Source organism: Nostoc sp. (assembly GCF_036917655.1).
Classification (GTDB): Bacteria; Cyanobacteriota; Cyanobacteriia; order Cyanobacteriales; family Nostocaceae; genus Nostoc.
This window is the reverse complement of record NZ_JBALCY010000065.1, coordinates 129,547-144,815: the sequence shown is the minus strand read 5'-3', so window position 1 is coordinate 144,815 and position 15,269 is coordinate 129,547. Positions and strand designations below refer to the sequence as shown.

The following is a 15,269-nucleotide window of genomic DNA, read 5'->3' as shown; positions in this document are numbered from 1 at the left end:
TTATCCTCCTTTAACTTAAATTTATTTCTATTTAAAAAATTCTGATTTCTGAATCATTTCTGCCATTGCTACAACGACTTTGCGAGAACCTATATATGGATTTCGCCCGTGGGCAATCAGCATGTTATCTAACATCAAAATATCATTTTTCTGCCAAGCAAAGCTAGTCTGAGCCTGCTGATAAACTTCATTTATTTCTGCAATAACTGAGTCTTCTATAGGAGTACCGTCTCCGTAATAAACATTACGCGGTAGCTTTTTATCTCCAAAGGTAGACAATAAAGATTCTCGAACTTCTGCATCTAAATACGCTATATGGTGTAACTGAATTTGATTAAAAAATACAGGTTCACTCGTTTTTGGATGTACTGCTAAAGCTGGACGAACTTGGCGCGTAATTAGACTGTTATTATCATACCATTCAAAATCAATTTTAGTCTGACGGCAATAATTTTCTACAATAGATTTGTCATCGGTACGAAAGAAGTTTTGCCAGCTGACATCCAGACCATTCGTGTAGTGACGGACATACATTAGTTGTTTTCTATCTAATCTTTCTCGCAACTTGGGGTTGATGATTTTGTAAGCTTTTCGACAGTCTATAATCGGGGTTTCTCCACCTTGTTGCGCTGGTTGCACGCAGAAAAACCAAATTTTTAGAGGCCACTGATCTAAATGAGAGCTTTCATTATGGAAAAGGATCGCTTTATCAGGTGGATAAGGAGTAGAACCATAAACTTTACCACCTTCTCCAGTCCGAGGTAAATCACCATAATCACCAAACAAGTCGGGAGAAATTGCCTGGGCAAAACTTTCAAATTCCAAGACGGACTCTACATTGAAACCTCGGAACAAAATTGCCCCATGCTTTAATAATTCTGTCTGGAGAAACTCTTGGTTATTTTTAGCCCAAGCTACCAAATCAATATCGTCGGTAGCAGGCTGAATTACGAGAGGAAATGTTTGCCCTGGTTGGAGATAAGTAGTTTTTACCAATTTTTCTGGTAACAAACTAACAGACTGGGGAATAATACCAATCAACTTTTTCTGATTAAAGGCTCTGCGCTCTTTCTTTTGTATAGCTTGTTGTTTTCTTTCCGCTTCGGTAAGCATTTCTAAGCTACCAATCTGAGTATCAGGTTGTGAAATTATACTGTTAAGAAGTGTCTGGAAGTGACCAGTCATTCGGGTGATAGTAGTGGCATTAAATAAGTCAGAGTTGTATTGCCACTTACCTGAAATTCCTTGCTCTGTTTCAGTGAGAAATAGTGCTAAATCAAACCTAGCTACTTTGTGTTCAATTTCCAACAAACTTAAGGTTAGCCCTGGTAATTCCAAAGGTGGCATAGGCGCATTTTGGAGGACAAACAATACCTGAAATAGTGGGGTAGTGTTGCTTAAATTCCGCTCAGGTTGTAGAGCTTTTACTAATTCCTCAAAAGGCAAGTCTTGATGAGCATAAGCTCCTAATGCTACTTGACGCACTCGCCCAAGCAACTCCCGAAAATTTGGATTCCCACTCAAGTCGGTACGTAAGACAAGCAGATTGACAAAAAAACCAATCAATAACTCAGTTTCAGCTAAGTTACGGTTAGCGACATCAGTACCAATCACGATGTCATCTTGATTTGTGTAGCGTTGTAGTAATACTTTAAATCCTGCTAGCAAGGTCATAAATAAGGTGACACTCTGCTGGCGTGAGATGGTTTGCAGTGCTAAGGACTCTTGAGAAGGAATTACAAAAGATTGAGAACCACCCCGACGGGTTTTAATGTCTGCGCGTGGACGATCTGATAATTGCATTACAGGGAGATTGTTGCCTAATTGTTGCTTCCAGTAGGCAAGTTGAGTTTCCAGTACCTCTCCTTGTAACCACTTTCGTTGCCAAATACCAAAGTCTGCATACTGAATAGGTAAATCCGGGAGTGTAGCAGCCTCTCCAGTAGAAAAAGCTGTATATAAAGGTACAATTTCTTGGGTAATTACACCCATTGACCAACCATCAGAAACGATGTGGTGCATCGTGAACAACAAGATATGTTCAGTTTCTGCCAATTTTAGTAAGCTAGCTCGTAATAACGGCCCGTTACTTAAATCGAATGGTCGTTGTTGCTCTTCAAGGATAAGATTTTGGACGATTTCTGAAGCTGAATTTTGGATTGTTGTTAAATCTACGATCGCCAATTTCAAATCGTATTTGTCATGAATTTCTTGAACTGTTTGCCCATTCAGTTTGCTAAAGGTGGTTCGCAATATTTCATGACGCTTGATAATTTCATTAACGCTTTGCTCTAAGGCGATTACATTCAGGCTGCCAGTCAAGTGTACTGCTGTTGAGAAGTTGTAGATAACATTACCAGGTTGTAACTGTTCGAGGAACCAAAGACGCTGCTGTGCAAAGGATAGGGGTAGGAAATTTGACTGCGATCGCACAGAGATAACATCTGCTTTTTCAGATGGTTTAGAAACAAGATTCGCTTCCAAAGTCTCAGACAAATCTTTGAGCGTGCGAGATGTGAACACTTCCACTAAGGGTAAATCTACACTAAACTTGTTTCGGATGCGAGCTGCTAGTTGCATTGCTGTGAGAGAATTACCACCCAATTCAAAGAAGTTATCGTAAATACTCACTTGTCCAACCCCAAGCAAATTTTGCCAAAGATCGGCAATTAATCGCTCAACCTCAGTCCTAGGCATTGCCTCAACCGGATGTATCTGGGGACGAAGATTTTCTGGTACAGGCAGAGAACGACGGTCTACTTTACCATTAGATGTCAGAGGTAAGGCATCTAAGGGTATATATATAGAAGGCACCATGTAGTCTGGTAGCTTCTGCTGCAAGAAGTTTTGTAAGGTTGAATGTAAGTTTACAGGAGATTTTGTCTGGTCGAGAACAATATAAGCTATCAATTGCTGATTTTTTCCTGACTCTCCGAAGACGTTGACTACTACTTCTTTAATCGTTGGATGTTGTTGCAAGACAGCTTCAATTTCACCCAGTTCAATGCGATAGCCATTGATTTTGACTTGGAAATCCTCGCGTCCTAAAAATTCAATATTGCCATCGGGTAAATATCGCCCTAAGTCACCAGTTTTATACAATCGCTCTTGTGTTTGAGGATTAATGATAAAACTGGCATTGGTCTTTTCTGGATTTTTCCAATAACCCTGAGCTAGTCCAATACCACCAATATACAGTTGCCCAGGAATCCATACAGGACATTGCTCTAGTCCTTCATTGAGTACATAAAATCGCTGATTCGCCATTGGACGACCGTAGGGGATGCTTTTCCATGTCGAGTTGGATGTAATTGGGTAGAAAATCGACCATATCGAAGCTTCTGTGGCACCACCCAAACTCAATACTTGCGCGTTCTCCCAAATTGCCCGGATTTGTTTTGGTAAAGTCAGTGGCAACCAATCTCCACTTAGCAACACCAAGCGTAAGGAAGCAGGCAGAACTTCTTTTCGACCACCTATATACTCTAATAACATCTGCATTAAAGCTGGTACAGAGTTCCAAATAGTAACTTGGTGTTTAACAAGCAATTTTACCCAGTGTTCCGGGTTACGGGCAGCATCGGCATCAGGAATAACAATCGTTCCGCCAGCAGCTAAGGTGCCAAAGATATCATATACAGACAGGTCAAAGCTTAGAGATGATAGGGCAATAACTCGGTCTGTTGATTTGGCATGAAAACGCTGGTTAATGTCGAGAATGGTATTAACAGCGCCTTGATGGTCAATCATTACCCCTTTTGGCATTCCCGTGGAGCCAGATGTGTAGATGATGTAGGCTAATGAGGTTGGGGATAAATCAAAGAGGGGTTGGGACAAAGAGGCAGAAAGTTCTAATGTATCTGCACAGATGCGGGCGATCGAATCTGGCCACTCCAAAGCAGAATCAAGGCAAGATTGGGTGATAATTACCTGAACTTCTGCTTCTTGAAGTAGATGCCAACGGCGTTGCGTAGGAAGTCCAGGATCGATGGGTAAGTAGGCAGCACCACAGGCAAGAATGCTCAAAGTGGCGACAATTTGTTCCCATCCTTTCTCCATAACTATTGCTATGATCTGGTTGGGACGAGTTCCCAACTTATGCAGTTGATGTCTTAGTTGTAAAGAGCGATCGCATAATTCTTGATAAGTTAATGTGCGATCATTGCTAATAACGGCGGCTTTATCTTTGTGTAAAGCCACTTGGTCAAAAAACAAAGTATGAAGTAGAGGCGTGTGGCCAAATTGCTCTCTATAGGTTTCTAAAATTGGTGTTTCAGTAGCATTGATGCTTGCTATTTGTTCTAGCTGTGCTGCTGGCAGCAGTTGCCGTGTCTGAGTTTGCCAGATTTCATCTTCATTTGCCAGACGCTCCAGTAAATGGCAGTAAGCTGCAAACATCTCATCCAAAAGTCCCACCGGGAAAAGTTCTTCCACAGCATTCCAGTAAAATACTAAGGCACCTGCTGCTTCGGAAACCACATGGTCTAGATAAACTTGAGGTGTTTGACTGCTACTGTAAACAGTTTCTCCCAGCCAATCAAGTGGAGAAGATAGGTCTTGTGAGTCCTGGGATAAAGTACTAGTAAAGACAACAGGCATCAATGCCCCTAAATTTCGCTCCTGGTTCTGGGCTAATTCTCGCAGAACTCTAACACCGCTAACATAACGGTGGTCTAAATCATCCCATAGTTGTTGTTGGATACGTTTAGCTCGAGCCGCAAAGGAGTCCTGTCCTGAATTGTCGATGGCCAGTAAATTCAAGGATGTAAAATCTCCTACGACCTGATTGATTTGGGGATGCAAAGGCAGACGATTAAAAAGCGTCAAGTTGATTGTAAATCGTGGGCTTTTACTCCAAACTGTCAGAATTTCTGCATAAGCAGCTAGCAAAATCCCTGAAGGCGTAACACCTGCTTGATTTGCCTTCCTCTGCAACTGCTGCCATCTTTCTGGCTCTAATTTTCCTGTCCGGCGTTGAAAACGAGGGTTTGTGACCGCAACTAAGTTTTTTTCTAAAGGTAGTTCTGGGGATGGCGGGAATGTAGCAAGACGGTTTTGCCAATACTCTAATGAGCGGCTATAAAGTTGGGAATCTCGCAATGCAACTTCAGCTAATACATAGTCCCGAAATGAAAGTTCAATAGGAGTTGTCAGGCTGTTTGGGTTTTGCATCACTTCGGCAAGTTCCCGACCAATAATCTGGTAACTCCAAGCATCACCAATTAATAAATCAAAACTGATGTGTAACCTGAGTTTGTTATCAGTTAGGACAGTAGCGCAAATTTCAAAAAGTGGCCACTGATCAACTGGTAGGACTTGATGAGACATGCGATCGCAAATTTCCGCTAACCTAGAAGCTACTATTTCCAAACTCTTTCCCCGCAAGTCCAAAACTTTGATTTCATAAGCAGACACCTGGGGTAAGATTCGCTGTTGGCCATCAGGTTGCACAATTGCCCGCAGCATATCGTGACGCTCAATTAGGCGCTGCCAAGCTTTGGAAAATCTTTCTATGTCTAAATTAAAACATTCTATTTCTCTATATGAATGAGTTGCTACATTGCTCAACTCAAAAGCCACATTGCGACCGATCCAGTAAGCTTGTTGAATGTCTGTGAGAGGGAAAGGTTGATAACGCTCATGGCGATTGGGAACAATTGACAATCCTAGTGTGCAGTCGGTTTTATCCTTAGTCTTTTCAATGCGTTCTGCTATTCCTGCAACTGTGGGTGCATCAAATAAACTCCGCAGAGGTAAATTTATTTGAAATGCTTCACGCATTTTGTAAATGACTTGCGTAGCCAGCAACGAGTGACCACCCAAATCAAAAAAGTTATCGTGGATACCTACCCTCTCCACATCAAGGCACTCTGCCCAAATGTCAGCTAAGACCTGCTCAATTGGGTTGCGAGGAGGGAGAAAAGTTTGTTCTAACTCTTGTTGTACTTGCTCTGGCGCTGGTAAAGAATTGCGGTCTACCTTACCATTGGGTGTCAGTGGTAAAGCTTTCAGCATCACAAAGGCAGAAGGCAGCATATAATCGGGTAATCTTTCTTGTAGAAAGCTACGTAAATCACCCAATTTTGGATATTGGGAAACTGTTTCTACATCACGCACCACATAGGCAACTAAACGGCGTTGGCGAAGCCCGCCGTAGGCATCACCTGATTGATTTTGTCGTGCTACAACCACCGCTTCCCGCACAGATTGATGTTGACAAAGTACGGCTTCAATTTCGCCCAGTTCGATCCGGAAGCCCCGAATTTTAACTTGGTTGTCGATGCGACCAAGAAATTCAATCGTGCGGTTTGGCAAATAACGACCTAAGTCACCAGTTTTATAAAGTCGCGCTCCCGGTACATCGCTGTAGGGATGGGGAATAAACTTTAAAGCTGTTTGGTCGGGCTGATTGAGATAACATCGAGCCAGACCCGCACCACCAATGTAGATTTCGCCTTTCACTCCTATGGGAGCTAATTTGTGGTGTTCTTCTAGGATATATACCTGGGTGTTAGCAATTGACCGACCAAGGGGAACTGTTGCTGCCAAATGACGCTCCACTTGCCCAGGGACAATCTCTAGGGTACACACACCTACACAGGCTTCTGTGGGGCCGTAGTGATTGAAGATTAGGCAATCTGGGGCATACTGCTGAATCTGCTCGATTAACTGCCAACTCGCAACTTCACCACCCAGGATCAATCGCTGACGGGGCAAGATTAACTTAGCCCAAGAAGATGCCAAAAGAGAGGCTAGATGAGAGGGAACAATTTTAAGACAATCGATCGGATGTTTGTCACAGTATTCTGCCAAGGCTGCTGAGTCAGTAGCACGCTGATAGGATATTAGATGCAGACATCCTCCTGTACAAAGAGCAGGAAAGATAACGGTGTTACCCAAATCCGCAGCCAAGGTGGAAACAGTGGCAAAGTTGACACCTGCTGGCAGGTTTAACCTATCTATAATGGCATTGACGTAATTAAGAAGTTGTTGATGTGCGATCGCAACTCCCTTCGGTTTACCTGTAGAACCAGAGGTGAACAATACATAAACTAGATTCTCAGGTGTCGCTTTACTGCTAGGATTCTCATCTTTATTTTGAGCAATAACTTCCCAGTCTGTGTCTAAACAGATTACCTTGGCTGCATCTGTTGGCAAAATATCTAGCCAGCGCTGTTGTGTCAAGATGATATCTGTCTGAATATTTTGCCAGTGTAAATTCAGACTTGCCTGTGGCAAAGTTGGATCTAGCGGTAGGTATGCGCCACCAGCTTTCAGGATTCCTAATAATCCAATCATCATTTCTAGCGATCGCTCTGTGCAAAGTCCAACTACAACTTCCGCCTTAACTCCTTGTTGCTGCAAGTGGTGAGCTAGTTGATTGACTTTGCTGTTCAACTGTGCATATGTGAGTTGTTCGTCTTCAAAGACAACGGCAATGTTATCAGGTGTTTTTTGTGCTTGTTCTTCAAACAGTTGGTGAATACACTTAGTTTGTGGATAATCGCGCTGATTATTATTCACCTCACATAGCAGTTGTTGTCTCTCGATTTGACTGAGAATTTCCAACTCACTGATTCTTGCATCTGGATTAGCGATCGCACTAGCCAACAAAGTCTGAAATTGCTCTATCAAGCGTTTAATATCTTCTGCCTGGAATACGCTAGAGTCGTAGTGTAATGCTGCTGTTAACGTGTCATCTTGACGCAGGCAAGAAAGTTTTAATTTGAATCGTTCAATACAGGCATACTGCTGATAAATTGTCAACGATAAATCAGCAGCTACATACTTAGCTGGCTGTTCCTCAAACTCAAAACAAAGCGGGAAGAAGCGTAAGGTATTTGGTATTAATCCTGCTATCTGTTCCCAATTAAAGTAATCTTGTAATTTATCTAATTGCTGAATTAGTTCGTTATTTTTATATATAAAATCTTTTATTTTAGATGTTCCTTCTATATTAATACTTAACGGTAAGTATTTAGCAAATAGCCCGATCGCTGTCTCTAAATCTTGATATTTTCTCCCGGCGAAAGCCACGCCTAGTGTCAGATTTTCTTGCTTGTTCAAACGCCAAGTTAACACCTGCCAGCAAGCTAATATAAACTCAACTGTTGAAGTATTATCATGTTGAGTTAGGATGTCAATTTGTTTTATTAATTCAGGAGCGATCGCAAAACTTTGCATTTGCGGTTTAAATACTAATTCCTCAGCAACCTGTTTTTCAAAAGGAAGTTTTAATCCTTGCAAATTCAACGAAATATCTTTTTTTTGCCAATAGTCTCTACCAGCTTCTGTCTCTGCTCCTTCCAGCAATTCATTTTGCCATTCAGCTAAATCTGCATATTGCAATGGTTCGTTCTCTAATTCTTCCCCCTGTAACCAAGCTGCATAAGACTGACTAATTTCTTGCACCAAAATTTTCAGTGTCGCAATATCTGCACAAAGGGCTGGTAGGCTCACAATTAATACATATTTGGATGCTGATAAAGTCACTAAAGATAGCTGCAAAGGAGAACCCTGTACCAAGTCAAAAGGCTGTTGACGAACTTGATTAAATAATGCTGTCAGCGAATCTTCTTGATCTTGATCGGTCAAACTGCTCAAATCGTAAGTCCTATCCAAACTGATCTCCTGCTTCCCAATTACCTGTAATGGGATAGTCATTCCAGGCAAAGAATGAAAATTGGTACGGAGGATTTCATAGCGATTGACAACTTTTTCTAATACTAATTTTAAGATATTGACATCTAAATTTCCCTCAATCAAAACAGCACACTGAGAACGATAAGGAAGATTGTCAATTTCCTGTAATTGCCACAGATGTTTTTGCTGGGGTGAGAGTCGAAAACCTTGCATTTCCTCTAGCATTGTGATTCTCTATATTTGGCACTAAATATCTTATTTGATCTCCGGGTAATTAAGCATAATACCCCCAAGCCCACCCCGTAAAAGCTGCGCTTTAGCTCCCCTAAGAGCCTGCGGGGAGGGGTTCTTTTATTATGGTTAATTTGGCGGACATGATATTAATTACTAAATTGTTCCGCCATTCCCACTACGACTTTTCGCGCTCCCATAAATGGCATCCGTCCATGTGCTGTCAGCATATTATCGAGCATTAAAATATCTCCAGCTTGCCAGGGAAAAATAACCATTTCTTGTTGGTAGGCAGTGCGGATTTCATCTAGCACGGCAGGTTCAATTGCTGAACCATCACCGTAATAAGTATTGTGAGGCAAATCTGATTCTGGAAACTCTGCTAATAATGGTTCGCGGATGCTTGCTTCCAAAGTTGAGATATGAAAGAAGGCAGCGTGATTAAACCACACTAGTTGATTTGTTTGTGGGTGTGTAGCAACCGCCTGACGAACTTGACGGGTTCTCAAGCGATTACCCTCTTTCCACTCGAACTCAATGCCATTGCTACGACAAAATGCTTCTACCTCGGCTGGATTGGTTGTTTGAAAAACTGTTTGCCAAGGTAAGCCAAAGCCGTCGCCAAAGTTACGAACGTACATGACTCCTTTTTGAGTGAAGCGATCGCAAATCTTACCATCAATCCGTTGCAACAATTTGCGAGTGTCTGCAATTGGTGTTTCTCCTCCTTGTTGTGCAGGCTGAATGCAAAAAAAGAAAATCTTTAAAGGCCAGGTTTTGGCGTAAGAAAGTTCGCTGTGCAGAAAAATACTGGAGTTGGCAGGATAGTCAGTTGAAGTATAAATATTACCTTGGATTGGGCTGCGTGGTGAAGAGCGATCGCGATATTCCAGCAACTCTCCAGTCACGCTTTTGATAAACTGCTCAAACTCTAGGTAGTTCTTCACCTGAAAATTACGAAATAGGATTCCCCCATGTTTAAATAGATGATTTGTAATCAACTCCTGATTACTCGCCGCCCAAGTAACTAAATTCACTCCATCTATAGTAGGTTGCATAAGCAAAGGAAGCGAATTTTTCGTTACTAGAGGTGCTATTTTAATCAATTCGGCTGGGGAAACATTGACACCTTGCCGTTTAATCATCCGTAACTTATTGAGGCTAAGTTTTGGGGACTCTGGAATTGTCATAATTCTGCTCCATGAATTACCTTCAGCTTTTAATACTGGTAAAAGTCAAACTAATTTATTCTGCTTGCTGCTTAATTTTAGGGAATTCTAGTCCCAGTTCGTCTAATGAATTGACACCTAGCATCTCCAAAACGAATGGTTGCAACGTGTTGTTTTCAATAAAATTGCTGTCTTCGTTATTGTTCCCTTTATACACAATTACTAAATTGTGATAAAAGTGCAAAGAAACAATATTTCTATCAAAATAAGATGGGGTATAGCCGGGATTTATGAATTCTTCATAATTCAACCCATCAACTAATCTTTTGAACATATTCATAACAGTTTTTGGGTCGTTCAAGTCAAGACTACCACCAAGCTTTACCCAGCTTTGCAGCCAAAGATTTTCTTTACCAAAATCTGACCACTTTCCCCCAAGACTTGGCCAGTAAGAATGATGGATATTTTCCGCAGCATAAATCCCACCTTCGTTGAGTACAGGAAACAATTTATAGAAGGCTTTAATATGATCTTCGTTAGCCGAACTGCCATCCTCAATGATGATGTCTAATCCCCCTATTTCACTTAAAATATCTTTGGTAAAAGATTCATCATTTTGATCGCCATAAAATATTTTAATGCGGTCTTCTTCTAAATACCTTTTATCTACAATATCAATACCATAGATCATACTATTTGGAAAATAGGTTTTCCAAGTTTTTAAAGCCTCACCTCCAATTGTGTGATCTTCGTAACCCCCTATGCCAATTGCCAAAATCTTGAGTTTTTTCCATTTTAGGGGAGCAAAATGACTTTGATAGCGATGAGCAAACCGCAGCCTAGGCCATTCATCATGGGTATAAAGAGCCGCCACTTTACTTAAATCATTTGGCTGGAGAAATGCTGTAATTTGACGCGGAAAATTCTTAAAGGATTGGATTAAGTTCATTGATGGTACTCCGATGTATTCTTTATGCTCTATGAATTACTTGACGCTTAGTTAGCTTCAGCTTTTCTAATGAGGTGTATTCCAATTGTTTTTCTTGAATTTGCTGTTGCTCTTTGTCAGATGCAACGAGGATTTCAGCTAACTCATTCAGTCTGATATCTGGATGTTCAACAACATTCCGTAGCAGGATTTCAAAATTATCAATCATTCGATCAATAGTCTTGGCATCAAATAAGTCTGTTTTGTACTCCAATGAGCCATTAAAACCTTCTGCACTTTCCCAAATGCTGAATTTCAAATCAAACTTGGATGTACCGCTATCAACTTCTAGAGGATGCAGAGTGAGATCTGGAAGCTCTATAGATGGAATCGGAGCATTTTGCAGAATAAACATCACTTGGAAAAGTGGATTGTGGCTTAAGTCCCGTTCCGGGTGTAATTCTTCCACTAACTTTTCAAAGGGCAATTCTTGATGAGCGTAAGCGCCCAAAGCCACTTCGCGGACTCGCGCTAACAACGCCCGAAAACTTGGATTACCCGATAGGTTGGTACGCAGCACCAGGGTATTGATAAAAAACCCTATTAGCCCTTGAGTTTCTGCTCTGGTGCGACCTGCGACAGGTGAACCAACTAAAATTTCCTGTTGGTTTGTATAACAGTACAACAACGTCTTGAATACTGCGATGAGTGTCATAAACTGAGTGACACCCTCTCGCTGATTTAATTCTTTTACTGCCTCACTTAGAGCTTTAGGAAATGCTAGAAATTGCTTTTTACCAGTGAAGGTTTGTATAGCTGGTCGTGGTCTGTCTGTAGTCAGTTGCAGTACCGATAGATTACCGCTCAACTGCTGTTTCCAGTAATCAAGTTGGGTATGAAGAATCTCTCCTTGCAGCCATTTTCTCTGCCAATCAGCAAAATCTGCGTACTGGATGGGAAGTTCAAGAAGTGGTGAGGGTAAGCCATGAGAAATAGCTTGGTAAATCTCTGCTAGTTCTTGAATCAGAATACCAATAGACCAACCATCCGCAATAATGTGGTGCATGGTAAAGAGCAATATATGCTCCTCTGGTTTTAGATACAGAAGTTGAACTCGCAGCAGTGGCGGCTGTGATAAATCAAAGGGTTTTTGCGCGAACTCGGTGGCGACGCGCAAAGCCTCAGCCACAGTTGCTTCTGGTAATTCCAAAACTGGTAGTGTCAACTTCACATTTGGGCTAATCACCTGAATTGGTCGCCCTTTCACAGATGAAAAGCTAGTTCGCAAGGCTTCGTGACGCTGCACGATTTTGTTAAGACTTTGTTCTAATGTTGCCAGATGCAGCTTCCCAGTTAAACATACTGCAATGGGAACATTGTAGAAGGGGTTATGAGGTTCTAACTGGTTAAGGAACCACAAGCGTTCTTGGGACAGACATAGGGGTAGTTCTTGATTGCGAGGAATGGGCTTTAGTGGTGGTTCTGAGGGTTTTGTAGTTGTTAATTGAGGAAGGATTTGCATTGCCAGCAGAATGACACTAGCATCTTGGAAAAAATCTTCGACGGATATTGCTACCCCAAAGTCTACTTGAATTCGATTTTTTAGATCGAAGACTATTAAGGAATCTAGTCCCAAGGTATTTAGTGGTTGCTCTGGTTTTACTTGGGAAACTGCGACTTTTAATATCTGAGCAATTTGTTTTTGTAAGTAAGATATCAGCAATGGCAAGCGTGCTTCTGGTGCTGTTGCCATAATTGCTTCACGGCTCAGATTCGTCTCGTTATCAAGGTAATCTGCACTATCCAGAATACTCTGGCTGATAACTTCCAGCTTGTTTGCCAAAAAATTTGCTTTTGTTGCACGGCGTTGAATTTTGCCGCTAGAAGTTTTGGGAATACTACCTGGTTTGATTAGGATTACTGCATATACTTGCACCTCATATGCTTCTGTAACCGCCTGACGAATTGCGGCAGTAACTTCTTCAAAATTTGGTTTGGCACGAAATTCCAATTCCTGCACTACTATTAGCCGTTCTTCATGAGCAACTTCTACTGCAAAAGCTGCACAGCTACCTAACCGCAATGATGAATGGCTGCGTTCTGTAGTTAGTTCGATGTCTTGTGGGTAGAGATTACGACCTCTAATGATAATTAAATCTTTGGCTCGACCTGTAATGAAGAGTTCTCCATTCTGCAAAAAGCCTAAGTCACCAGTCCGTAAAAATGGCCCTGATGCGGCGGTAACTCCTGTGTCTTGAAGATAGGCGTGGAATATTTGCTCTGTCTCTTCTTGCCGATGCCAATAACCTTGCCCAACACTAGGGCCTGATACCCAAATTTCTCCAACTTCGTCAGGTTGACAACGGGTAAGAGTCTCTGGGTGTGCGATCGCAATTTGTTGTTGTGGTAAAGTTTGACCACAACTGACAAAATTTTGAATATCTTCACTATCAATATTTGCTTCAACAACCTGGTTTCTGGAAAGTGCAGATTTTGCAACTGTTTTGCCAGGAGGTAAAGCTTTCTTTATCCCACCAGAAATCATTAGGGTTGCTTCTGCCATCCCGTAACAGGGGTAAAATGCTTCAGGACGAAAGCCACACTCTGCAAAGGCGTCTGCAAACCGTTCTAATGTATGCTGCCGGATGGGTTCAGCCCCATTAAACGCAACACTCCAACTACTTAAATCAAGGGTTTCTTTTTGTTCAGGGGTAATCTTTTGAATACACAATTCATAAGCAAAGTTAGGACTACCACTAGTAGTACCCCTGTGGTGAGAAATTGCCTGCAACCAGCGATAAGGTCGTTGTAAAAAAGCCGTGGGGGACATCAAGATGCAAGGAAATCCCCCATACAAAGGTTGCAAAATACCACCAATCAACCCCATATCATGGTAGACAGGTAGCCAGGAAACAAATTTACTACTAGGAGAATGTTCCATGATTTGGTAAGTCATGGCGGCATTGTGGAGCAAATTGCCGTGACTAAGCATGACTCCCTTTGGTGTCCCTGTAGAACCCGATGTATATTGCAGAAAAGCTAAGGTATCTGGATTGATTTTAGTTTGTTGCCAAGCATCTTCTAGACCTGGCGCTATATCGTCTGTAGTCAACCAGTGGAGACTTTCTAGGTTTGTTGTTTGTGCAAATATGGATTGTAATGTCGGGAGCATCGCTGTTGTAGTCAGAGCGATGCTAGGTTGTGCATCTGTAGTAATAGCGCTTATTCTGGGTGTTTTGCGTTGATTGCGAGGTGGATAAGCCGGAACTGCAACAACTCCAGCGTATAGACAACCAAAAAAAGCAGTTAAGTAATCTAGTCCAGGTGGATAAAGTAATAAGGCTCGTTCTCCCTTTAAGTTTAAAGCTTGGAGTTGAGATGCGATCGCACAAGAGCGCTTCACCAGTTGTTGATAAGTCAATGTTGATTGTTGTGTTTCTCCATCTTCAAGGAAGGTGAAAGCAATTGTATCTGGCTGCGTCAAGCTTCTTTGATGCAGAATATCAACAACCGTCAAGTTACGATCAATTTCTTTGAAGTCCTTGATTTGTATAGCCATTTGACTTTCCAGAACTAAATACACTCTTGCTTAAAAACTGCTGCGACACATTCAAAAAATAATTACTAATTTGTAATGACGCTTGCGGACTTGCTAATGCTGCCCTAACGTAATTAAAAAAATGCTTAGAGTCTAATGGCACTAAGTTGAGACACAGATATTGCCCTGACTGCTTCTTAGCCTCAGACTGGGAACTAGGCAACACAAGACTTTGGGCTTATTTTAGTGCCATTCAGCTAAGACTTTCTAGCTCTTTCAGGAGAACCTAAATAAGGGAGTCCTTAGCGGAATACTAGACGCTATTGCAAATCTCACCTCGATAAACTTTTATAAATTTTATTGAGAGCTTTTTTCAAGTACTTTGCTTACTTTAGAGGAGAGTACCTCTTTATGCAACTAGTCATTGATAGTTAATACTTATAGATTTGTGTAAAAACATTAGCTTATTTTTCTTAAAATCCCTGTTTTCCGTAGATTAAGCTGATTTCTGGTTAGCGATCGCAGCAAGTTAGAGCAGTTTTTAACCGGGTAGAATACAGACCATCACAGGGACAAGGTACTTCAATTTTACGTTAAAAGGGCAGTTATAAGCCGCGTCTACACGAGGCTTTACGCACCTCCGTGGGTTTCAAAACCTTGATTTGGCCTTAGTCCGCCTCCGCGGACTACCCTGCCTGCGGGAAGGCTTTGCCTACGTTTGTGTTGCTGCGAATTCTATTCGCCCTAGCTACTCTTGTAT

The 15,269-nt window shown here is 41.7% G+C and carries 4 protein-coding genes; all 4 read right to left on the bottom strand.

Features of this window, described 5'->3' with window-relative positions; all coding sequences use genetic code 11:
* Positions 1-27 precede the first annotated feature (27 nt).
* Positions 28-8,868 carry an amino acid adenylation domain-containing protein gene (locus V7K30_RS22550; RefSeq protein ID WP_335003052.1) on the bottom strand — a complete coding sequence of 2,947 codons (8,841 nt, stop codon included), beginning with the start codon at positions 8,866-8,868 and terminating at the stop codon, positions 28-30.
* 155 nt (positions 8,869-9,023) lie between these two features.
* Positions 9,024-10,064: a TauD/TfdA family dioxygenase gene (locus tag V7K30_RS22545; protein ID WP_335003050.1), complete on the bottom strand. Its 1,041-nt coding sequence runs from the start codon at positions 10,062-10,064 to the stop codon at positions 9,024-9,026.
* 55 nt (positions 10,065-10,119) lie between these two features.
* Positions 10,120-10,992, bottom strand: a complete 873-nt coding sequence (locus V7K30_RS22540) for a hypothetical protein (protein ID WP_335003048.1) — start codon at positions 10,990-10,992, stop codon at positions 10,120-10,122.
* 22 nt (positions 10,993-11,014) lie between these two features.
* The gene (locus V7K30_RS22535) at positions 11,015-14,530 is read right to left on the bottom strand and encodes a condensation domain-containing protein (RefSeq protein ID WP_335003046.1); all 3,516 of its coding nucleotides are present in this window, start codon (positions 14,528-14,530) and stop codon (positions 11,015-11,017) included.
* Positions 14,531-15,269: the final 739 nt, after the last annotated feature.

Bases quoted from the DNA above. Each gene is read 5' to 3' on its own strand.
- V7K30_RS22550 (WP_335003052.1), bottom strand. From the start codon at position 8,868: ATGCTAGAGGAAATGCAAGGTTTTCGACTCTCACCCCAGCAAAAACAT.
- V7K30_RS22545 (WP_335003050.1), bottom strand. From the start codon at position 10,064: ATGACAATTCCAGAGTCCCCAAAACTTAGCCTCAATAAGTTACGGATG.
- V7K30_RS22540 (WP_335003048.1), bottom strand. From the start codon at position 10,992: ATGAACTTAATCCAATCCTTTAAGAATTTTCCGCGTCAAATTACAGCA.
- V7K30_RS22535 (WP_335003046.1), bottom strand. From the start codon at position 14,530: ATGGCTATACAAATCAAGGACTTCAAAGAAATTGATCGTAACTTGACG.